This is a genomic window from Streptomyces sp. NPDC048590 (assembly GCF_043199535.1).
Lineage (GTDB): Bacteria > Actinomycetota > Actinomycetes > Streptomycetales > Streptomycetaceae > Streptomyces.
Window position 1 is genome coordinate 763,146 of the sequence record NZ_JBICWC010000003.1, and the last position, 20,606, is coordinate 783,751.

19 protein-coding genes are annotated in these 20,606 nt (G+C 71.3%); 7 read left to right on the forward strand and 12 right to left on the reverse strand.

From position 1 onward, the window contains the following. Window positions 1–18: 18 nt before the first annotated feature. From ACGFNN_RS11735 to ACGFNN_RS11765, 7 genes are all read right to left on the reverse strand, one after another. Window positions 19–1,800, reverse strand: coding sequence for an ABC transporter ATP-binding protein (locus tag ACGFNN_RS11735; protein WP_393554923.1), 1,782 nt, complete (start codon window positions 1,798–1,800; stop codon window positions 19–21). Further along, window positions 1,797–3,590, reverse strand: coding sequence for an ABC transporter transmembrane domain-containing protein (locus ACGFNN_RS11740; RefSeq protein ID WP_393554925.1), 1,794 nt, complete (start codon window positions 3,588–3,590; stop codon window positions 1,797–1,799). Before ACGFNN_RS11740 ends, ACGFNN_RS11735 begins: the two co-directional genes overlap by 4 nt. Continuing rightward, window positions 3,587–4,792: an alpha/beta hydrolase gene (locus tag ACGFNN_RS11745; RefSeq protein WP_393554927.1), complete on the reverse strand. Its 1,206-nt coding sequence runs from the start codon at window positions 4,790–4,792 to the stop codon at window positions 3,587–3,589. Before ACGFNN_RS11745 ends, ACGFNN_RS11740 begins: the two co-directional genes overlap by 4 nt. Before the next feature lie 51 nt (window positions 4,793–4,843). After that, a complete protein-coding gene (locus ACGFNN_RS11750; RefSeq protein ID WP_393554929.1) occupies window positions 4,844–5,908 on the reverse strand; it encodes a FecCD family ABC transporter permease in 1,065 nt (354 codons plus the stop codon). 44 nt (window positions 5,909–5,952) lie between these two features. Next, on the reverse strand, window positions 5,953–6,951 hold the full coding sequence (locus ACGFNN_RS11755; protein WP_393554931.1) for a FecCD family ABC transporter permease: 999 nt from the start codon (window positions 6,949–6,951) through the stop codon (window positions 5,953–5,955). A 41-nt stretch (window positions 6,952–6,992) separates the two neighbouring features. Continuing rightward, on the reverse strand, window positions 6,993–8,006 hold the full coding sequence (locus ACGFNN_RS11760; RefSeq protein WP_393554933.1) for an ABC transporter substrate-binding protein: 1,014 nt from the start codon (window positions 8,004–8,006) through the stop codon (window positions 6,993–6,995). Window positions 8,007–8,125: 119 nt separating this feature from the next. Further along, window positions 8,126–10,009, reverse strand: a complete 1,884-nt coding sequence (locus ACGFNN_RS11765) for an SIP domain-containing protein (protein ID WP_393554935.1) — start codon at window positions 10,007–10,009, stop codon at window positions 8,126–8,128. A 142-nt stretch (window positions 10,010–10,151) separates the two neighbouring features. On the opposite strand from ACGFNN_RS11765, the gene ACGFNN_RS11770 reads away from it, so the two are divergent. From ACGFNN_RS11770 to ACGFNN_RS11780, 3 genes are all read left to right on the forward strand, one after another. Next, window positions 10,152–11,810, forward strand: coding sequence for a helix-turn-helix domain-containing protein (locus ACGFNN_RS11770; protein WP_393554937.1), 1,659 nt, complete (start codon window positions 10,152–10,154; stop codon window positions 11,808–11,810). 209 nt (window positions 11,811–12,019) lie between these two features. Further along, window positions 12,020–12,289, forward strand: a complete 270-nt coding sequence (locus tag ACGFNN_RS11775; protein WP_393554939.1) for a type II toxin-antitoxin system Phd/YefM family antitoxin — start codon at window positions 12,020–12,022, stop codon at window positions 12,287–12,289. Then, window positions 12,282–12,521 (forward strand): type II toxin-antitoxin system RelE/ParE family toxin, encoded by a 240-nt coding sequence (locus ACGFNN_RS11780; protein WP_393554941.1) that lies wholly within the window; start codon window positions 12,282–12,284, stop codon window positions 12,519–12,521. The genes ACGFNN_RS11775 and ACGFNN_RS11780 overlap by 8 nt, the downstream gene beginning before the upstream one ends. A 40-nt stretch (window positions 12,522–12,561) precedes the next feature. Here the strand turns inward: ACGFNN_RS11780 and ACGFNN_RS11785 are convergent, their stop codons facing one another. The 3 genes from ACGFNN_RS11785 to ychF all read right to left on the reverse strand — a co-directional run bounded on the left by ACGFNN_RS11785 (window position 12,562) and on the right by ychF (window position 14,599). After that, complete coding sequence (locus ACGFNN_RS11785) at window positions 12,562–12,975, reverse strand: PIN domain-containing protein (RefSeq protein WP_037661709.1); 414 nt, start codon at window positions 12,973–12,975, stop codon at window positions 12,562–12,564. Further along, window positions 12,957–13,241: a hypothetical protein gene (locus ACGFNN_RS11790; protein ID WP_028438980.1), complete on the reverse strand. Its 285-nt coding sequence runs from the start codon at window positions 13,239–13,241 to the stop codon at window positions 12,957–12,959. Before ACGFNN_RS11790 ends, ACGFNN_RS11785 begins: the two co-directional genes overlap by 19 nt. A 269-nt stretch (window positions 13,242–13,510) precedes the next feature. Continuing rightward, window positions 13,511–14,599, reverse strand: a complete 1,089-nt coding sequence (ychF, locus tag ACGFNN_RS11795) for a redox-regulated ATPase YchF (protein WP_362539097.1) — start codon at window positions 14,597–14,599, stop codon at window positions 13,511–13,513. Between the two features lie 229 nt (window positions 14,600–14,828). Here ychF and ACGFNN_RS11800 point away from each other — a divergent pair, with 229 nt between their 5' ends. Continuing rightward, window positions 14,829–15,446, forward strand: coding sequence for a DUF6542 domain-containing protein (locus ACGFNN_RS11800; RefSeq protein ID WP_393554943.1), 618 nt, complete (start codon window positions 14,829–14,831; stop codon window positions 15,444–15,446). A 56-nt stretch (window positions 15,447–15,502) separates the two neighbouring features. Here ACGFNN_RS11800 and ppgK read toward each other — a convergent pair whose 3' ends face one another. Together ppgK and ACGFNN_RS11810 are read right to left on the reverse strand one after the other, a co-directional pair. Beyond that, window positions 15,503–16,240, reverse strand: coding sequence for a polyphosphate--glucose phosphotransferase (gene ppgK, locus ACGFNN_RS11805; RefSeq protein ID WP_362539095.1), 738 nt, complete (start codon window positions 16,238–16,240; stop codon window positions 15,503–15,505). 286 nt (window positions 16,241–16,526) lie between these two features. Beyond that, window positions 16,527–17,516: a 4-hydroxy-3-methylbut-2-enyl diphosphate reductase gene (locus ACGFNN_RS11810; protein ID WP_393554944.1), complete on the reverse strand. Its 990-nt coding sequence runs from the start codon at window positions 17,514–17,516 to the stop codon at window positions 16,527–16,529. A gap of 148 nt (window positions 17,517–17,664) precedes the next feature. On the opposite strand from ACGFNN_RS11810, the gene ACGFNN_RS11815 reads away from it, so the two are divergent. The 3 genes from ACGFNN_RS11815 to ACGFNN_RS11825 are packed head-to-tail and all read left to right on the forward strand — an operon-like array spanning window position 17,665 to window position 20,551. Continuing rightward, window positions 17,665–19,014: an APC family permease gene (locus tag ACGFNN_RS11815; protein ID WP_393554945.1), complete on the forward strand. Its 1,350-nt coding sequence runs from the start codon at window positions 17,665–17,667 to the stop codon at window positions 19,012–19,014. A gap of 30 nt (window positions 19,015–19,044) precedes the next feature. Further along, on the forward strand, window positions 19,045–20,256 hold the full coding sequence (xseA, locus tag ACGFNN_RS11820) for an exodeoxyribonuclease VII large subunit (protein ID WP_393554946.1): 1,212 nt from the start codon (window positions 19,045–19,047) through the stop codon (window positions 20,254–20,256). Between the two features lie 40 nt (window positions 20,257–20,296). Next, the gene (locus ACGFNN_RS11825) at window positions 20,297–20,551 is read left to right on the forward strand and encodes an exodeoxyribonuclease VII small subunit (protein WP_393554947.1); all 255 of its coding nucleotides are present in this window, start codon (window positions 20,297–20,299) and stop codon (window positions 20,549–20,551) included. The last annotated feature ends 55 nt before the right edge of the window (window positions 20,552–20,606 follow it).

Sequence of the window (20,606 nt, forward strand, 5' to 3'; positions counted from 1 at the left end):
GACGATCCGACGCCACCCTCACCTGCCCGGGCCGACCTGTTGTCCGGCGTGCCACACCGCCCACAGCCGGGCGTACGTACCGCCGGCGGTGAGGAGTTCGTCATGGGTGCCGGTCTCGATGATGCGGCCGGCGTCCATGACCACGATCCGGTCGCACGGAGAGGCTTGGGAGAGCCGATGGGCGATCACGATGCCGGACCGTCCGGCGAGGACCGCCTCCGAGGCTCGGTCGAGCCGTTCGGCGTGGGCGGAACCAGCCTCGGCGGTGGCCTCGTCGAGGATCGCCAGCTCGGGGTCGGCGAGGAGCAGGCGGGCGAGGGCGAGCTGCTGCGCCTGTGCATCGGTGAGCGGATGCCCGCCGGTGCCGAGCACGGTGTCGAGGGCATCCGCCGACAGGTCCAGCAGATCGGCCGCGCCGGTGGTTTCGAGCGCGGCGCGGATGTCGCGGTCGGTGGCATCGGGGGCGGCGAGTGTGAGGTTGTCCCGCAGCGTCCCGGCGAACACGTGTACCTCCTGGGAGATCACCGCGGTGCGGTGGGGACGGGTCACGGTCCCGGCGTCTGGCCGGTGAACGCCCGCGATCACGGAGGCGAGCGTGGTCTTGCCCGCTCCGGACGGGCCGACGATCGCGAGGCGCTGACCGGCCGGGATGTCGAGGTCGATGGCGTCGAGTACGGGTGGACCGTCGGCGTAGTGGAATGCGACCCCGCGGAGCCGGACGGCGGTGGCTGCCTCCGCCGCGCCCGCCGGGTGCGCCGCGCCCGCCGGCGTCGTCGACGTGTCGGCCGTCTCCGAGGCCGGGATCGTGACCACTCCGATCATGCGGCTCAGCGAGGCGAGGGCCGACTGAAGGGTGTCGATGACGAACAGCAGCTGATTGACCGGCCCCAGCAGGCGCAGCACGAGCAGCATGGCGGTCGTGGCACCACCGACGGTGGAGAGTCCGTGGTCGACGAGAACGAATCCGACGACGAGCACCGCCGCCAGGCTCAGGCATTCGCCGAGGTTGAGCCGGGCGTTGAGCATGCTCTGCACGGTGCGTGCCCGGATCGACTGCACCGCGACACCCCAGGAGGCCGTCAGCACGGCGCGATGACGGTGCTCGGCGAGCCCGAAGCCGAGCACGGTGGCGTGACCTCGCTGGGACTCGAGGATCTGCTGGGCACGCGCACTCATCGCCGCCCGCTCGGCCTGGTACACCCGGGGGCCGACGCGCAGGTACCACCGCATGGCGAGCGCGTACACGGGCAGCACGACCGCGAAGGCGGCGGCATAGGGCCATTCCAGTGCCGCGAGCCCGGCCAGCGACACGGCGATGGTGAACGCGGTGACGGTGAGCGCGGGGATCACCGCGGGGGCGGCATCGGCCACGGCGGTGACGTCGTCGCTCGACCGGGATATCAGGTCGCCGGTACCGGCGCGCTCGACGAGGTGCTGCGGGAGCAGCATCGCGCGGCTCACCAGCCGTTCGCGCAGCGTGGCGAGGACGGTGTGGTAGACGCGGGTGGCGTGCGCGATCGTCATCGCGGTGCCCGCGGCACCGAGTACGGCCGAGAGCGCCATCACGCTCGTGACCGTCAGCACGGTGCCGAGATCCGCGGTACCCGTCTGCACCTGGTCGACGAGATACCCGATCGCCACCGGCGGGATCAGGTCGACGGCGGTGCTGACGACCCCGGCCAGGCCGACGGCGGTGAGCCGGAGCCGGTGTCCGCGGCTGAGCCGCCACACCTCTCCGACCGTCGCCCTGCCTCCCGCGACGGGCAGCGCGTACCGGGTCGCAGCGGATGTCACGCTCATCCCACCGTCCTTCCGTGCAGGGGTGCGTCCCGTTTCTGCGGGGGCACGTCTTCTTTCTGCGGGGGCACGTCCTCGAACAGGTCGACGACGCGGTCGCAGCGTCCGAGCAGCACCGGGGACGAGGCGATCAGCAGCGTCGAGCGGCCCGCGCGTACGCCCGGCAGACGCTGCGCGATCGTGTGCTCGGTGACCGGGTCCACCGCCGTCGTCGGGTCGTGCAGCACGAGTACGGGTGCGTCGCTCGCCAGGGCGCGGGCCAGCGCGATCCGCTGGCGTTGACCGCCGGAGAGGCGGTTGCCGTTCTCTCCGACCGGATGGTCGAGGTCGGCGGCGAAGTCGTCGCACGCCGCGGCGCGCACCGCGGCATCGACCCGTGCGGACGCGTCGGCACCGGAGCCGGCGGTGAGGTTGTCGCGGATCGTTCCGCTGAAGAGTGTGGTCCGGTGCGGAGCGGCCGTGACCCGGGAGCGGTATTCGTGCGCGGTCAGCTCTCGTGCCGGACGCCCGTCGAGCCGCGCCTCCACCTCGTCGGAGGCGCACGGATCGAGGAGCGCCCGCGCGATGCGGGCGGCGGTCCGGTCGTCGGCGCGCACTCCCACGAGCTCGCCGGGATCGACCCGGATCGTCGCAGCCGGCGCGGCCACCTCCAGTACGGGCAGCGGCGCGACCTCCGCCCGCTTCGTGTCGTCCTGTCCGGGCTCCCGGCCGCCGTTGCCGCGCAGCACGTCGATGACGCGCGCGGACGCGGCGCGGGCCCCGGCGAGGTTGGGGATGGAGATGCTCGCGATCGACTGGATCTGCGGCAGCAGCGCCTGCGTCAGGCCGACGGCGGCGATCAGCTCGCCGATGCTGAGGCGCCCGTCCACGGCGAACCAGCCCGCGAGCCCCATAACGGCGGCGACGAACACGCCACCGACCGCCCCCGAGCCCACGAGGAACCTCCCGAGGAGCCCCGCGTTCCGCTCGGCCCCGACGAGGGTCTCCTGGCTCGCCTGCCGGTACCTCCTGGTCGCCTCGGCCTCGGCGTGCATCCCCTTGACCACCCGGTAGCCCGCGACCAGGTCCGTGGCCCGCCCGACGGTGGAGGCCAGGAGCTCCTGGTACGCACGGGTGTCCCGGGAGAGCCGTTCGCTGAGCACGCCCATCAGCCACACCGCGGCAGGCGCTCCCAGCAGTACCACGAGCCCGAGCAGCCAGTGCGTCGCAAGCAGCGACACCGCGATGAACGCGATGGCCGCGACCCTGGAGACCGGCATGATCAACAGGATCACCCCGTTGGCCAGACGGGCGACGTCGTTGGTCATCACCGAGACGACGCTGCCGTCCGGCGCCCGGCCCACACCGCCGACCGGATGCAGCACGGCGGTCGACAGGGTGCTCCGCAGCCTGTGCTGCAGCAGCTGCACCGCGTACGAGGTCAGCCGGTTCGTCACCTTCGCCGCCAGCGTCAGCGTGATGTAAAGGGCCATCAGCACGCCGAGCCACAGCACGAGCTGCGCCGTGTTCCCGGTCGCGAGCGCCCGGTCGATGGCGACGCCCATGACCACGGGGACCGCCGACTCGCCCACCTGCCACACGACCGCGAGGAGCGTCGCCGGGACGGTGGCCCGCTTCACCGAGAGGATCGCGCGCAGCAGGAACCTCCCCGGTGTGGTCCCCGCCCCGGCCTCGAACGCAGCCGACTCGACCGGTTCGGGGGGTGCCTGCAGCAGCACCGGCAGCCGGCGGGTCAGCGGTCCTCGCCCGAGTCCGGCGCGGTCGGCACCCGCGAAACGCGAGGAGTTGCTCACGCGTGGCTCCGGTCTCTGTTCCTGGGGCTTTCGGGCGGGAAGCACCAGAGCAGGGCGTCGGCGAGGAGTCCCCGCCACCATGCGTAGTCGTGTCCGCCGGCGAATTCCCGGTACTCGGTGTCGTAGCCCTTGGCGGTCAGCACCTGGTCGAGCCAGCGGCTGTGGGTGTTCGAGCTCTCCAGCCCACCGACGTCGTGGAAGACGCGGACCGGCGCCGTTTCCGCGGCCAGGAAGTCGGCGATCAGTGTCGGTACGGGGGTGCGCCGCAGCAGCTCGCCGGCCCCGGTGCCCCACGTGAGGTCGGGGTGGTACCCGCACGACGGGGACTGGAGGATGGCGTTGCCGAAGGCGCCGGGGTGATGCAGCGCCGTCCAGCCGGCGCACAGGCCGCCGAAGCTCTCACCGGCCAGCGCCACGTCGGCGGGGTCGCGCGAGAGCGGATACCGGTGGTGCAGCCACGGCAGAAGTTCCTCGACCAGCATGGCCGAGAACGCGGGGTCGCAGAGCAGCTCCTTGTAGCGCCGCTGTCCGAGCTGGTCGACGAGGACCACCGCACAGGGCCGGATCATCCCCGCCTCGACCAGGGCGTCACGCACGGCCGGCGCGCTGTGCTCCGGTGTCCCGTCCAGGTGGATCACGAAGGGCAGCGCGCTGTCGTCCGAGAACTCGCCGGGGGGCATCGAGACCCAGATGCGGCGTTCGTCGCCCAGCGACTCGCTCGCCAGCAGGGCGGTTTCCATGGCCAGGGCCGGTCGTGCCTCGGCCTGATCGAGCCAGGGCAGCGGCACCGCGTCGGGCAGCACGGCCACCGAGGCCCCGGAGAACCGCTCCACCGCGCACTCCGAGAACCTCGGCGGCGGGTTGAACGGGTCCGGGACCTGTTCCCCCGCACCCGTCGGCCCACGTCGTACGAACACATAGGAGAAGCGCAGGTCGGAACGCATGCGCAGGGTGCGAACACGGAACGGCGTCCCCGCTACGGCAGTGAACTCCCCCTCGACCGGATTGAAGCCGATTCTGGGACCGATCACCACCGAGAGGGTGACCGTCGAGCCGTCTCCGGGCTCGTCGACGAAGGTCACCTCCACCTCGTCCGCACCGACCCGCTCGACGAGGGGTGTCCCCGTCTCCCCGAGATGGCGTCTGAACCTCTCCGGGCTCCACTCACCTGTCGACAGCTTCTCGACGGTCGGATCAGACATGTATCGCGCTCTCTGCTTCGGTGGTGTCGGCGGACCTGTGCGGGGTCGCGCTCACAGGCGTCTCCTTGCTTCGGTGAACAGCAGGCGTCCGAGGTAGCCGCCGCCGAGCACGACGGTGACGATGCCGACCGGCAGCGGGGTGGGGGCGGCATGCTGGGCGAGGTAGTCCGACGCCAGGCACAGCAGCGCACCGACGAAGGCGGCGGGGACGAGGGTGATCCCCGCGCTGCGGGTGAGCCGGCGTCCGATCTGCGGAGCGACCAGGGAGATGAACAGGATCGGCCCCGACGCGGCCGTGACCGTCGCCGTCAGCGCCACCCCCACCAGGATCAGGCCCAGGCGTACGAGCGGGACCCGTACTCCCAGCGAGGCGGCGACTTCGTCGCCCAGCTGCATCTGCCGCAGCGGCCGGCTCAGCGTCCCGGCCAGCACGAGGAGTACGGCGATACAGACACCGCCGACGGTGACCCGGTCCCAGGACACGCCGTTGAGCGACCCGGCGCCCCACGCGGCCGCGGACATCGCCTGGTCCAGGTCGGCCTTGAGGATCAGCCAGGTGTTGAGCGAATCGAGCATCGCCGACGCGCCGATGCCGACGACGATCAGCCGGAACCCCTTCACCCCTCGCCGGTAGGCGAGCACGTACACGGCCACGGCGGTGGCCATCCCGCCGAGGAGCGCCCCGCCGGCCAGCTGCGTGTAGGTGCCGTTGACGACCAGGATCACGATCAGCGCGCCGGTGTAGGAGCCCTGGGTGAACCCCATGATGCCGGGGTCGGCGAGCGGGTTGCGCAACAGCGACTGGAAGACCGCCCCGCTCACGCCCAGAGCAGCGCCGAACACCAGCGCCGCGGCGACCCTGGGCAGTCGCCAGTCGAGCACGAGCTCCTGGACGAAGCCGGTCTCCCGGCCGGTCAGCGCGGAGAGCACCTGCCCGGGACTCAGCGCGTACGAGCCGGTCATCAGCGCGAGCACCGCCGTACCGGCACTCGCGAGCGCGAGCACCGTACAGACGACGACCGAGCGCCACGGGAGCCGGACCGCGATCCGCCCGTGCCGCAGCACCAGCGCACGCCGCCCGAATTCCACCCGTGGAGGCTGCGCGTTCGGCTTCATGGTCCGTTCGCCTTCTTTCACCCGCGAAGGGCGCGTCGTCGTGTTCACAGTCCGCTCGCCTTCTTCCGCCGCACCAGCGCGACGAGGACGGGAGCGCCGACGAAGGCGGTGACGATGCCCACGGGGATCTCGCCGGGGCGCATCACCACGCGGCCGAGGACGTCGGAGACCAGGAGCAGACTCGGGGCGAGCAGGACGCTGTACGCGAAGATCCAGCGCTGGTCCGGGCCGACGATCCAGCGGGCCACGTGCGGCACCATGAGCCCGACGAATCCGATGGGTCCCGCTATCGCGGTGGCGCCACCGGAGAGGAAGGTGAGCGCGATCACCGCGAGCACCCGGGTGCGTGCCAGCCGGACCCCCTGGGCGCGGGCCAGTTCGTCCCCCAGAGCCAGCGCGTTGAGCGGGCCCGACACCGCGAAGGCCAGGAGGAGTCCCACCACGAGGAACGGCAGGATCGGCCAGAGGACGTCCAGCGGACGGCCCGTGATCGACCCGGCGTTCCAGTTCCGCATCGCGTCGAAGGCGTCCGGGTCGGTCAGCTGGAGCGCCTCCCTCGCACCGCCGAGCACCGCGCCGACACAGACCCCGGCGAGCACCATCACCACCGGCGAGGAGCCCTTCCGTGTCGAGCCGAGGGCGAGCACCAGGAGCGTGACGACCAGCGACCCCGCGAACGCGAACCACATGTAGCCCTGGGCTTCGCGCACACCGAGCAGTCCCACGGCGACCGTCACCGCGAAGGACGACCCGGCGTGGACGCCGAGGACACCCGGATCGGCCAGGGGATTGCGGGTGAGCGCCTGGATCAGCGCGCCCGACAGACCGAGTGCGACGCCGACGGCCAGGCCCACGACCGTGCGCGGCAGCCTGAAGTCGCGGACGGCGAACTGGTCGGGGTGGGCGGACGGGTTGAACAGTGCGTCCCACACCACGGACGGCGCGATCGCCGTGGACCCGATCATGACGCTCAGCATCACCAGGGCCGTCAGCACCACCAGCGCGAGTACCAGGCCGAGCAGACGCCGGCGAGGCCGGGACACCGTCTCGGCGCCCCGACCTCGCTGCCGCGGGGCGAGAGTCGTCACCGCTTGTCGGCGAGGGTCGCCAGTGCGCCGTCCAGCGAGTCCAGGTACTGCAGGACCGGCCCGTAGGAGTTGTTGCCGGGGCAGAAGACCCCGAGCGCGTGACCGGAGGTCACGGTGGGCAGTGCCTTCCAGGTGTTGGTCTCGGTCACCGGCACGAACGGCTCGGTCGTGCGGCCTTCGGCATCGACGGGGTAGGTGATCACGTCGTACTCGGAGAGCTCGGCGATCTGCTCGAACGGCAGGGACTCGTACGCCAGCGGGTCCTTGCCCTCGGCCGCCTCGGGCAGGTCCAGGCCGATGTCGTCCCGGGCGATCTCCGAGCAGCCGATGTCCGCGATGTAGAACGTTCCGGGATCGCTCCAGTCTCCGCGGGAGACGTCGACGAACTTGGCGTCGTCGATGATCTTGCCGTAGGTCTCCTTGATCTTGGTGACCTTCTTCTCGAACTCCGCCTTCTGCCGGCCGAGTTCGTTCGTGACGTTGCCGGCCGTGGCGATCTCGCCGGCGAAGGCCTTCCACTCGGTGTCGAGCCCCCAGAGCACCGTCGGGGCGATCGACTCGAGCCGCTTGCCGACCTTGTCCCAGTCGTTCGAGTGGAACTGGACCAGGATGAGGTCCGGCTTGAGGGCTGCGAGCTTCTCGAGGTCGACGTCACCGCCGCTGCTGCCGACGACCGTGGCTGCCTGGTACGCGGCCTTCTGGTCCTCCGGCAGTACGGCGAGGTCGGAGTCGGACACCTCGGTGACGCCCACCGGCTTGCCGCCGAGGTCGATGAAGGGGAGGTTCGTGTTGCCGATCGTGACGATCCGCCGGGGGGCGGCGGGAATCTCGACGGTGCCGTTCTCGGCCTTGACGCTGCGGGTCTTGGCGGCCTTGTCACCGCTGGTCTCGCCGGCGGCCTTGTCGCCGGTGCCGTCGCCGTCGCTGCCGCAGGCGGTGAGGAGGAGCGACGCGCTCATCAGCGCGGCTGCGACGGCCATGCCGCGTCTCGTGGTCAGGGTGCTGCTCATGGTGGTCGTTCTTTCTCTTGTGCCCCGGCGGGGAGGGGTCTGCCGGGGTGAAGGGGAGTTGAGGGGTGGCTCGGATGAGCTGGGGCGGGTCGGGACGGTTCGGGAAGAAGGTGAGGGGATCAGCCGGTGGGGCGGACGAGTTCGTGGACGGTGGTGCCCAGCCCGACGGTCCGCGCCGAACCTCGCGTCAGGCCCGCACGGGCGATGACGGCGTCCAGCTCGGCCGCGGTACGAAGACCTGAGCCGTGGCAGACGAGCCCGACGAGGTCCTCCTCGCCGTCGTGCTCGTCGAGGTCGTCGGTGTCGAAGACCTCCTCGATCAGCAGCACCCGTCCGCCGGGGGTGAGGTTCTCGGCCGCCCTGCGGAGCGCGTGGGCGGCGTCGGCGTCGGGCAGGGTCTTGAAGGCGCGGCTGATGAGCACGGCGTCGGCTGCCGGGGCGGGCTCGAAGACGGACTGCTCGAGGACGCCGACCCGCGCGCGCTGCCGCTCGTCGGGAATCGTGTCGGGCAGGTCGCGGCGCAGCCAGTCGGCCTGGGCGGGCAGGGCGCAGATCGTCACGCGCAGGTCCTCGTGGGCAGCGACGTACTCACGGGCGTGCGCGCCCGCGCCACCGGAGTGGATCACCAGGTGCCGGACTCCGGCGAGCAGATCGGACGCGGCGATCGATCCGGCCAGCGCGGGCTGGAACTTCGCCAGGCGCTCCAGGTGGCGGTCCTCGTAGTCCTGTTCGGCTCGCACCTCGGCGAAGGTCTGGCCGGTGACCGAGGGGTAGGCGGGCCGGCCGGTGCGGACCGACTCCGTGAGTCCGTACAGCCCGAGCATCTCGCGACCGACCACCCCCGCGGAGTGAAGCCTGTCGGCGATGAAGTCGAGCGTGAGGACATCACCGACCGGAGTCAGGGCGTACCGGCCCGGCTCCGTCTCGGTCACCACGTCCAGGGTGTGCAGATAACGCAGCAGCTTGCCCAGAGCCCGCTCGTCGGCACCGGCCTTGGCGGCGAGCTCGGCCACGCCGGTCACTCCGCGGGAGATCAGATCGGGAACACCCAGCTCGACGGCTGTACGGATCGCGAGCGGCGCGACCAGCTCGGTCAGGTCGTGGAGCCTCTGGAACGGGGTGACCGTCCTCTCCGGATCGGGCACCGCCCCGTCGCTCTCCAGGGCGACGACCGTGGAACGGCGCCAGTATCCGGTGAAGTCGATGTCCTCCTTGGGCACACCACGGTCCTCGACCAGGTGGCGGCGGATGTCCCGGACGGCCGTGTGCTCGCCGGCCAGCCACACGAACGCCTGGCCCGGCCACCATCCTGTGCCGCGGACCGCCTCGGTGAGCGGCGACGCGGTCCCGGCCGCCGGCGCCCCGCTCCCGTCCGCCGAGCCGGAGCGGACCAGCCATGTCACCTCCACCCCGGGCAGCTCGCGAAGCTCCTGGCGGTGGGCGTCCTCGGCGATCTCGATGAACACCTGCGCCCGCGCGTCGGCCGGAAGCTCGTCGAGCAGGCGGCCGATCGCGGGGAGCGCGGTGTCGTCGCCCGCCACGAGCCACCAGTCGGCGCCGGCCGGGAGCGTCTTCGAGGTGCGCGGGCCGCTGAGGTGGATCCGGTCACCCGGCGCGGCGCGGTAGGCCCATGTCGTCGCCACTCCCACCCCGTGCCTGGCGAAGTCCACGTCCAGCTCGCCGGCCTCCGGGTCCCATCTGCGGACCGTGTAGGCCCTCGACAGGGGTCGGGGGTCCTTCGGCGCGATCAGCTTCGCCTCGCCCTGGACCGGGAGCACCGGGTCACTCTGCCCCGGGTAGGGGAAGTAGAGCCCGAGGTCGTCGTCGAAGCCCTGGGACTCGAAGGCGGGCCGCGTGAGGCCGTCCGCCGTGGTGAAGGCGCGCAGCTGTTCGCCGCTCAGCGTGACCCGTCGCATCCCCGGGGTGAGGTCGACGATCCGGACCACCTCGACCTCACGCAGGGTCGGCGGGTGCACGGTGAGCCGGCGCGAGGTCTTGGGCATGCGGGAAACCGAACTTTCTCATCGCTTCGAGGGGAGGAGTCGCACGCCGGCATCGAAGGGGGCGCACTCCGGTAAGGTTAGGGGAACCTTACCTCGAAAAGTGTGCGCAGACTGCCGCGTAGTTAGGGCCTAAGGTTGGGGCATGTCCTTGCCCTCATCGTTCGCCGCGGGTTCCGCCTGCCCTCCGGCGATTCCGGGCGCACGGTGGAGTCCGGCGGACGGACACGTCCGACCACTGCTGCTGTGGGTACGCACCGGCACGGCGCACGTGCGTCTCGACGACGGGCCTACGCTCCACCTCGGGTCCGGCGAAGGCGCCTGGATCCCGGCGGGCGACAGGGCGGAGATTCCCGCGGAGGCCCGGGCGGGATGGGCGATCACCACCGAGCCGGGCACGGTCGCCTTCCCGCTGTGTCCCCACGTAGGCGTCGGCACCCGGGAGTTGCCGGAACTGACACGGTTCGACGTTCCCGGCGACTGGCAGGACTGGCTGATCCAGCTCTTCAATCTTCAGGTCACTCCGTTCAGTGGCCATGGGTACTCCCCCGAGTCGGTCGCGGAGCTCCTTCGGCGCCCCGGCACGCACCCGCCGGCGCTCCCCGCGCCCGGACGGGACCCGAGCCCCGAGGGATTCGCCTCGCCCGCGATGCCGCGGGCCCGCGGCGCCAGAGCCGTCGCCGAGGAACTGATGCGCGACCCCGGACTCGACCTCACCGTCGAGCGATGGGCGGCGCGGGTGCTCTCCAGCGCACGCACCCTTCGCCGCGACTTCGTCGCCGGCACCGGGCTCACCTTCGAGCAGTGGCGGCTGCACTGCCGGCTCGGCGCCGCCGCGGAGTTCCTCGCCGCCGGTTACGACGTGGACCAAGTGGCCGCCCTGGTGGGCTTCGCCAGCCGCAACGGCCTCACCCGTGCGTTCAAGGGGCGGTTCGGAATGACCCCGCACGAGTTCGGCCGGAAGGTCTTCGCCCGGCCCGGGGCCGGTGGGATGACCCGACGGGCGGCGGCGGCACGGCAGACCGACGACCTGATCCGGATGATGCGCGAGACGGGAACACCCACCGCGCCCGAGATGCTGCCTCCGGCCAACACGCCCTCACACACCAACGACATCCACGTCCTCAGCTGGATGTACCGGGGCAGCGGGTACCTGGACATCGGGGACCGGCGCTACGAGCGGGAGCGAGGGGTGGCCACCTGGATCCCGGCAGAGCTGGAGCATGTCACCGGCCTCCGAGAGAACTCCGTATCCCTGCCGCTGGGCAACGCGAGCACCGCCGACCTCCACCTGACGGCGCCGCTGCAAGTGCGGTTCTCCCCCGCGTGGGACGACTACCTGATGTTCTGCTCGATCAGCGCCCGGTCCGCTCTGCGCCCCGACGACCACGACCCTCGCCACATCCTCGACCTGTTCACGGAACAGGTCGCCGCCCAGCGGGCCCTCTCGGTACCGATGCCCACCGATCCGCAGGCGCGCGCCGTCGCGATGGAGTTCCTGCGGCGCATCGGCGAAGCAGGCGGGGCAGTTGACGTCACGGCCGACGGGACACAGGACGCCGCCGGCATCCGCGCCGAGATCCACCGCGCCTTCCGCGACGAGACGGGCATGACACTCGGCCGCTGGCGCTACGCCGCCCGCATGCGCGTCGCCCGCGACCTGCTCGCCGGGGGCGCCCCGCCCAGCACCGTCGCGCGCCGGACCGGGTACGCCCACCTCCCCACGTTCAGCACCGCCTTCTCCCGCTTCCACGGACTCTCCCCGCGCGAGTACCAGGAACGCGAGGCGGCGAGGAGCCGCTGAGAACGCGTTGGCGGTGGGCGACAGGGAGGTTCTCGTCAGGCGGGCCCGGAAAGGCGGGCCCGGCAGCGCAGAAGCGGGCACGGGTCCGGCCGACCGGTGTCAGGACCTCCCCCGCGACCAGGTCTCGAAGCTCGCGTTGGGTCGCTGCAGGCTCAGGCCCTCCGTTCGACGCATTGTGTACACATGAGACACTCGGTACCATTGAGCGCATGTCACAGCCGCTACCCATAGAGTCCATCCGCGATGTGCGTGCCCACCTCGCCGAGGTCGTGGAGCGCGCCGATCGAGACGACCTACCCACGGTGATCACGCGCCGGGGCAAGGAAGTAGCCGCCGTCGTCTCCATCGAGGTACTGCGCAAGTACCAGGAGTGGGAAGAGCGCGAGATCAACCGGATCATCGACGAGCGCATGGCCAACCCGGCACCCGGCATCCCGGTCGAGGACATCATGAGGGAGACGCTGGCGCGCGGTGAGTGAGTACCGAACCGTCTTCCGTCCCGAGGCGCAGGCCGAGCTCCGCAAGATCCCCCGCGACACCGCGCTGCGCATCCTGGCCAAGCTGACCGAGTTGGAGACCGACCCTCTCGGCTTCAACACCACGGCACTCGTCTCGCAGCCCGAACGGCGTCGCCTGCGAGTCGGCGACTATCGCATCGTGTACACGATCGACAACGGAGAACTGGTGATCTGGGTCGGTCAGATCCGCTGAAGGTGGTGGCACCACCGTCCGGACAGCCGCGCCGGGGAAATCACACCGCCACGAGCCGGACCCGCTCGCCGCACAGCTTGGCCATGTCGTCAATATCGGAAGTCAGCATGACCACGGGGCGGTGCTGTCGCAGCGCGGCCTCGGCGACGGCCGCATCGATCGCGTACTTGTGTCCGTGCAATCCGGCATTCATCAGCAACTTCGAGGCAGCCCTCGCCTCCTCGTCACCGACCGGGACGACCCGCAGCCCGGAAAGCACCCAGTTCAGGCGTGACTTGTTCGTACGGGCGTGGACGGCCTCGATGATGGTGAGCGCACTGATCACGACCTCCATGCCACGCGAGCGCGCCTCAGCGATCAGAGCCACCACCTGTTCTTCGTCAGCGAGCAGCTTCGAGAGTCCCTCACTGTCGAGGACGAGCGTCCCCTCGTGACTCAGCCTGCGGCGGGCCACTCAGCCTCCTCGGCGAACACCTCGTCGAAGACCTGCCGCGCCCGCTGACGAGCCGGCTCGGAGACCGGCCCCTTGCGGCTCTCGTAGTCCGCCAGGTACTCGTCCAGGACCTGCCCGCGCAGCTCACGCTCGACCGCCTCGGCGATGAACGCGGAGAACTCCCGCTTCCCCACCCGCGCCCGGATCGCCTCCGCGGTCCCCTCCGGCAGCGACAGGCTCACCCGCGTCGCCGGCCCTTCCCCGATGCTGTACGTCGCCTCAGCCATGCCCCCGATTGTGTCAAACGAGTAGGAAAAGCGCCACGTCCGCACTACCTTCACAGCTCGGTCAGCGCCCCGCTCGCACAAATCCCAGCACGCGCATCCCCGTCCCAGCCCAACACGATCCCAGCACGGTACGGATGACCAGGGATGACGACAGGTGACGATGGGTCAGGTATCCCAGCACGGGAAAAACAAGGGGCCCGACTCCTAAGAGTCGGGCCCCATCTGACCTGAATTTTTGCCAGATCAGCAACGCGGTGACAAGTCACCCGCTACACGTTGAAGCGGAACTCCACCACGTCCCCGTCCTGCATGACGTAGTCCTTGCCCTCCATGCGGGCCTTGCCCTTCGCGCGGGCCTCGGCGACGGAGCCGGTCTCGACGAGGTCGTCGAAGGAGACGATCTCCGCCTTGATGAAGCCCTTCTGGAAGTCGGTGTGGATCACGCCGGCCGCCTCGGGGGCCGTGGCGCCCTTCTTGATCGTCCAGGCTCGGGCTTCCTTCGGGCCTGCCGTGAGGTAGGTCTGGAGGCCCAGGGTGTCGAAGCCGACGCGGCCGAGGGTGGCGAGGCCGGGCTCCTCCTGGCCCATGGACTGGAGGAGCTCGAGGGCCTCCTCGTCGTCCAGCTCGATCAGCTCGGACTCGATCTTGGCGTTCAGGAAGATGGCCTCGGCCGGGGCGACGAGGGCGCGCTGCTCGTTCTTGAAGTCCTCGTCGACCAGCTCGTCCTCGTCGACGTTGAAGACGTAGAGGAAGGGCTTCGTCGTGAGCAGGTGCAGCTCGTGGAGAAGGCGGCCCTTCTCGGTTCCGGCGGTGATGCCCCGGGAGAAGAGGGTGTCGCCCGCTTCGAGGATCTTCTGGGCCTCCTCGACGGCGGCGAGGACCGCGACCTTGTCCTTCTGGAGGCGGGACTCCTTCGTCAGGCGCGGGACGGCCTTCTCGACGGACTGGAGGTCGGCGAGGATCAGCTCGGTGTTGATCGTCTCGATGTCGTCCTTGGGCGAGACCTTGCCGTCGACGTGGACGACGTTCTCGTCCTTGAAGGCGCGGATGACCTGGCAGATCGCGTCGGACTCGCGGATGTTCGCGAGGAACTTGTTGCCCAGGCCCTCGCCCTCGCTGGCGCCGCGCACGATGCCCGCGATGTCGACGAAGTCGACGGTGGCGGGGAGCAGCTTCTGGGAGCTGAAGATCTCGGCGAGCTTGTCCAGGCGGGGGTCGGGGACGCCCACGACGCCGACGTTCGGCTCGATGGTGGCGAACGGGTAGTTGGCCGCCAGCACGTCGTTCTTGGTCAGGGCGTTGAACAGGGTCGACTTGCCGACATTCGGCAGACCGACGATTCCGATCGTGAGCGACACTTTGGCGACTTCCTGGAGTGAGGAGCGGGGCTGTGCGGGCGGGCCCGGGGTGGGCCGATTCTCCAGTTTACGGGCGGGGGCCGCCGGCCTGTCACGGGCGCGGGGGCGGAGGTCCCTCCACAGCCGAACGGTGGTGTTTCGGCCGTGTGGGATCGAACGCAACGCCAAGGTCGGCCAAAGGGCGTGTCCAACGCCCGAAAGAACGTACCCGGCGACCTAGGTTGTCGGGGTGGAGCAGCACAGGACTCGTACCCCGCAGCGCAGGCAGGCCGCGCAGGTCCGGCCCGCACCGTCCGGCGGCGCCGGTGAGGCGCCGGTCCCGGCTTCCGGTCCGGCGGTGTCGGTGGCCGTCGCCCCGGCTCCCGCGTCGGGCGGCGGGGCGGTGCCCGGGTCGAGGCAGGGCGGTGTACCGCCGGTGGTCCTGGCGCTGCGGAGGTTCCCCAACCCGCGGCTGACGGGGATCGGCGCCGGGCTGTTCGCCGCTCTGACCATGTTCCTGCTCGCCTGCGTGGACCGGCTGCTGTTCGGCGGTTCCGCGATCGTCTACGGGGTGCTGTTCCTGCCGGTCAGCGCGCTGACGGCACTCTGGGTGCGGCCCGCCGACCTGGTGACGGCCCCGATCATCGTGCCCATCGCCTTCGCGGTCGGCGTGATCCCGGTGGCCGGAGGCACGGGCGGCTTCGGCGGGCAGGCGATGGCCGTGGTGACGGCGCTCGCCGTCCACGCCGGCTGGCTCTACGGGGGCACCCTCGTCGCCGGCCTCATCGCGACCGTACGCAAGGTGCGGCAGATGCGGGAGCGGCAGCGGCACCTGGCCAGGACCGCCACCCGCCGCCCCCGCGCCTGAACCCTTCCCGGGGCCGGTTCAGCGGCCTTGACCCTGCGGAGGGTGTCCGCCGGTGGTCACTTGCCCGCGGCGGCCATCGCGGCACCCACGATGCCGGCGTTGTTCTGCAGCTGGGCGGGGACGATCTCGGCCCGTACGTGCTCGATGTGCGGCAGGAACTTCTCCGCCTTGCGGCTGACGCCGCCGCCGATGATGAAGAGCTCGGGCGAGAACAGCATCTCCACGTGGACCAGGTACTTCTGGACCCGGTGCGCCCAGTGGTGCCAGCTGAGGTCCTCGTCCTCCTTGGCCTTGGTCGATGCGCGCTTCTCGGCGTCGTGGCCGTGCAGTTCCAGGTGGCCGAGCTCGGTGTTGGGGACCAGGTGCCCGTCGGTGAAGAGCGCGCTGCCGATGCCCGTGCCGAGGGTCAGCATGATCACGGTGCCCTTGCGGTCGCGGCCCGCGCCGAAGGTCATCTCGGCGACTCCCGCCGCGTCCGCGTCGTTGAGGATGGTGACGGGCTGTCCGATGCGCTCGCCGAGCAGGGCCCTGGCGTCCGTGTCGATCCAGCCCTTGTCGACGTTGGCCGCGCTCCGGGTGATCCCGCCGGTGACGACCCCGGGGAACGTGATGCCGATCGGCCCCTGCCAGTCGAAGTGGCCGACGACCTCGGCCACGCCGTCGGCGACGCTGTCGGGCGTGGCCGGGTGGGGAGTCAGTACCTTGTGGCGCTCCTGCGCCAGCTCTCCGCGGTCCAGGTCCACGGGCGCACCCTTGATGCCCGAACCGCCGATGTCCACACCGAAGATCTCCATGGGACCAACGGTACGGCCAGGTGGCGCGGATCACTCCCCGGAGCGGCCGATCCGGCGGCGGCCCCGGGGGCAGACCGTGCACCTCGGGGCGCCGGCATGCGCGTTCGGGGCAGACCCTGCGCCAGGGCCCGCCCACGCGCCTCGGGAAAGCCCTCGCGCCCCGGACCCGGCCCACGCTCCCCCGGAAGCCGCCCGGCGCCCCGCCGTGAGCGTGGTGCTCGGAGCCCCGCCGGGGCTCCCGGTGCGCTCCCGCGCCCCGCACCGCGCCCGGGGCGCCGGGTGGGTACTACTCGGCCGACAGCGCCGCGGCCTCGGCGCGCAGGTCGCGCCGGAGCTCCTTGGGCAGCGAGAAGGTGATCGACTCGTCGGCGGTCTTGACCGTCTCCACGTCCGCGTAGCCGCGCTCGGCGAGCCACTCCAGCACCCCGTCGACGAGGACGTCGGGGACCGAGGCGCCCGAGGTGAGGCCTACCGTGGTGACGCCCTCAAGCCAGGCCTCGTCGATCTCGGCGGCGAAGTCGACCAGGTGGGCGGCGGGGGCGCCTGCGTCGAGGGCGACCTCGACCATGCGGATCGAGTTGGAGGAGTTCTTGGAGCCGACGACGATGACCAGTTCGGCGTCCTCGGCCAGCTTCTTCACGGCGACCTGGCGGTTCTGCGTGGCGTAGCAGATGTCGTCGCTCGGCGGGGAGAGGAGGTTCGGGAACTTGTTCTTCAGGGCGCCGACCGTCTCCATCGTCTCGTCGACGGAGAGGGTGGTCTGGGAGAGCCAGACGACCTTGTTCTCGTCGCGGACCTCGACGTTGGCGACGTCGTCGGGGCCGTCGACGAGGGTGATGTGTTCGGGGGCCTCGCCGCTGGTGCCGATGACTTCCTCGTGGCCCTCGTGGCCGATCAGGAGGATGTCGTAGTCCTCCTTGGCGTAGCGCACGGCTTCCTTGTGGACCTTGGTGACCAGCGGGCAGGTCGCGTCGATGGTGGCGAGCTTGCGCTCGGCGGCCTCCGCGTGGACGGTCGGGGCGACTCCGTGCGCGGAGAACATCACGATGGAGCCCTCGGGCACCTCGGCGGTGACGTCGACGAAGATCGCGCCCTTCTTCTCGAGCGTCTGCACGACGTACTTGTTGTGCACGATCTCGTGACGCACGTAGATGGGGGCGCCGTACTGCTCCAGGGCCTTCTCGACGGCGATCACGGCGCGGTCCACGCCCGCGCAGTACCCCCGGGGTGCGGCGAGCAGGACACGGCGGGCAGGCTTTGCAGTCATGCGTCCCATCGTAGGGGGTGCCGGACGGGCGTCTCGGGTCCGGAGGTCGTGGCCGCGGGCCCGACGCGCCGGACACCCCCTAACGACGTACCGAACAGGCGCGGGCCCTTCGACGTCGGGAGACTGGGGCGAACGCAATCCAGCGACGGAGGGGTTCATGGCGGGCAGCGGCGGCAGCACGGCCGAAGGAGGGCTGCGGCGCACACTCGGGTTCCGGGACCTGGTGGTCTACGGGCTGCTGTTCATCGCCCCGATGGCCCCGGTCGGCGTCTTCGGCACGCTGGACGCCAAGTCCGACGGGGCCGTGGCCCTGGTGTACCTGGTGGCGACGGTGGTGATGGCCTTCACCGCGTTCAGCTACGCGCAGATGGTGCGGGTCGCCCCGCTCGCCGGGTCGGTCTTCGCCTACGCCCGCAAGGGACTCGGCGAGGGACCGGGGTTCATCGCGGGGTGGATGGCGATGCTCGACTACCTCCTCATCCCGGCGGTCGCGTACCTCTTCTCCGGGATCGCGATGAACGCGCTGGTCCCCGAGGTGTCGCGGTGGGTGTGGACGGCGATCGCGGTGGTGGTGACGACCGCGCTGAACCTCTGGGGGGTCAGGGCCGCGGCCCGGGTGGGTTTCGCGGTGCTCGCCATGGAGATCGTGGTGCTGCTGGTGTTCGTGGTGTCGGCGGTGGTGGTGCTGGTCAGGGACGGCGCCGAGCGTGGCTGGCTGACCCCGCTCACCGGGGACTCCGGCTTCTCGACGTCGGCGGTCCTGGGGGCGGTCTCCGTCGCGGTGCTGTCCTACCTGGGCTTCGACGCCATCGCCTCGTTCGCGGAGGAGGTGACGGGCGGTTCTACGAAGGTGGCGCGCGCGGTGCTGTTCTGCCTGGTCCTCGCCGGTGCGCTGTTCGTGGCGCAGTCGTATCTGGCCGCTCTGCTGGAGCCGGTCTCCTCGGCGGAACTGGCGGCTGATCCGGTGAAGCAGGGGTCGGCGTTCTACGACGCGGTCGACGCGTCCGTGGGGACGTGGCTGCACGACCTCGTCGCCGTCAGCAAGGCGATCGGCGCCGCCTTCGCGGCTCTGGCCGGCCAGGCGGCGGCGGGGAGGCTGGTGTTCGCCATGGCGCGCGACGCCAGGCTGCCGTCGCTCCTGTCCCGGGTCGACGCGCGGTCCGGTGTGCCGCGCGTGGCGATCTCGGGTGCCGCGGCGGTGACTCTGGTGGCGGCGGTGTGGGCGGCCCGGCGTGACGACGGACTGGACCATCTGGTGTCGGTGGTCAACGTCGGCGCGCTGACGGCGTTCGTGCTGCTGCACGCCTCGGTGGTGGGCTGGTTCGCCGTACGCCGGATGGAGGGCCCGCCGAGCTGGTGGCGCCATGTGCTGGTGCCGGTGGTGGGCGCGGCGGTCCTGGTGGCGGTGATCCTGGAGGCCACGACGAGCGCGCAGCTGGTGGGCGTGTGCTGGCTGGGGATCGGCCTGGTGGTGCTGGCGTTGCAGTGGGGGCGGCGGGCCGCCTGACTGTCGGCTCCGGCCTATACGCTCGCCCGTATGGCTCTCACTACGTCTCCGGAAGCCCCGCTGCCCGTCGGCGACGTTTCGCGGCTGATCGGCGGGTGGATCGACCGGCTCGGTGCGGTCTGGGTAGAGGGGCAGATCACCCAGCTGTCGCGGAGGCCGGGCGCCGGGGTGGTGTTCCTGACGCTCCGCGATCCGTCCCACGACATCTCGGTGAGCGTGACCTGCTTCCGCCAGGTCTTCGACCGCATCGCCGACGTGGTCACCGAGGGCGCGCGGGTCGTCGTCCTCGCCAAGCCCGAGTGGTACGCGCCCCGGGGGCAGCTGTCGCTACGGGCGACGGAGATACGGCCGGTGGGCATCGGCGAGCTGCTGGTGCGCCTGGAGCAGCTGAAGAAGTCGCTGGCCGCCGAGGGCCTCTTCGCCCTGGACCGCAAGAAGCCGCTGCCGTTCCTGCCCCAGCTGATCGGCCTGGTCTCCGGGCGGGCGTCGGCGGCCGAGCGCGATGTCCTGGAGAACGCGCGGCGGCGCTGGCCGGCGGTGCGGTTCGAGGTGCGCAACACCGCTGTGCAGGGGGTGCACGCGGTCAACCAGGTGGTCCAGGCCGTCCAGGAGCTCGACGGCATGCCCGAGGTCGATGTGATCGTCGTCGCCCGTGGGGGCGGCAGTGTGGAGGACCTGCTGCCGTTCTCCGACGAGGCGCTGATCCGGGCGGTGGCCGCGTGCCGCACGCCTTTGGTGTCCGCCATCGGGCACGAGCCGGACTCGCCCCTGCTCGACCTGGTGGCCGATGTCCGCGCCTCGACGCCCACGGACGCGGCGAAGAAGGTCGTCCCGGACGTCGGCGAGGAGCTCGACCGTGTGCAGCAGCTCAGGGACCGGGCGCTGCGCACGGTGCGGGGGCTGATCGACCGGGAGGAGCGCGGCCTGGCCCACGCGCTGGGCAGGTCCTCCATGGAGCGGCCGCAGCGGATGGTGGACGAGCGTGCCGCGGAGATCGAGGCGCTGACGGGACGCAGTCGCAGGGTACTCGGACATCTGCTGGACCGCGCGGACTCCGAGCTCGCGCACACCCGTGCCAGGGTCGTGGCGCTGTCCCCCGCGGCGACGCTCGAACGCGGCTACGCGGTCCTCCAGCGGCCCGACGGCCATGTGGTGCGCTCCCCCGAGGAGGCCGGGGCGCCGGGCGAGGAGCTGCGGGCGCGGGTCTCGGAAGGTGAGTTCACCGTTCAGGTCGCCGAATGAACGGCCTGCGCTGTCGTAGCCCCCGCATAGGGTGGGCGTCATGACGGACGACGGGACGACGGCGCCTGCCGCGACGGGCACGCTCGGGTACGAGCAGGCGCGGGACGAGCTGATCGAGGTCGTACGCCGCCTGGAGGCGGGCGGCACGACCCTGGAGGAGTCGCTGGCCCTGTGGGAGCGCGGCGAGGAGCTGGCCAAGGTGTGCCGGCGCTGGCTGGAGGGCGCGCGCGCCCGTCTGGACGCGGCGCTTGCCCGGCCGGAGGAGGACTCCCCGGAGGCCGACCCCGCGGAGTGAGCCGAGGGGCCGGGCCGTGCGGTCCGGCACCGTCGTTCCACCGAAGACCGGACCC

Coding starts and splice junctions, on each gene's coding strand:
- ACGFNN_RS11760 (WP_393554933.1), bottom strand. CDS start 8,006: ATGAGCAGCACCCTGACCACGAGACGCGGCATGGCCGTCGCAGCCGCG.
- ppgK (WP_362539095.1), bottom strand. CDS start 16,240: ATGGAGATCTTCGGTGTGGACATCGGCGGTTCGGGCATCAAGGGTGCG.
- ACGFNN_RS11765 (WP_393554935.1), bottom strand. CDS start 10,009: ATGCCCAAGACCTCGCGCCGGCTCACCGTGCACCCGCCGACCCTGCGT.
- ACGFNN_RS11815 (WP_393554945.1), top strand. CDS start 17,665: ATGGCGGGCAGCGGCGGCAGCACGGCCGAAGGAGGGCTGCGGCGCACA.
- ACGFNN_RS11745 (WP_393554927.1), bottom strand. CDS start 4,792: ATGTCTGATCCGACCGTCGAGAAGCTGTCGACAGGTGAGTGGAGCCCG.
- xseA (WP_393554946.1), top strand. CDS start 19,045: ATGGCTCTCACTACGTCTCCGGAAGCCCCGCTGCCCGTCGGCGACGTT.
- ACGFNN_RS11810 (WP_393554944.1), bottom strand. CDS start 17,516: ATGGGACGCATGACTGCAAAGCCTGCCCGCCGTGTCCTGCTCGCCGCA.
- ACGFNN_RS11790 (WP_028438980.1), bottom strand. CDS start 13,241: ATGGCTGAGGCGACGTACAGCATCGGGGAAGGGCCGGCGACGCGGGTG.
- ACGFNN_RS11825 (WP_393554947.1), top strand. CDS start 20,297: ATGACGGACGACGGGACGACGGCGCCTGCCGCGACGGGCACGCTCGGG.
- ACGFNN_RS11775 (WP_393554939.1), top strand. CDS start 12,020: ATGTCACAGCCGCTACCCATAGAGTCCATCCGCGATGTGCGTGCCCAC.
- ACGFNN_RS11750 (WP_393554929.1), bottom strand. CDS start 5,908: ATGAAGCCGAACGCGCAGCCTCCACGGGTGGAATTCGGGCGGCGTGCG.
- ACGFNN_RS11770 (WP_393554937.1), top strand. CDS start 10,152: ATGTCCTTGCCCTCATCGTTCGCCGCGGGTTCCGCCTGCCCTCCGGCG.
- ACGFNN_RS11735 (WP_393554923.1), bottom strand. CDS start 1,800: ATGAGCGTGACATCCGCTGCGACCCGGTACGCGCTGCCCGTCGCGGGA.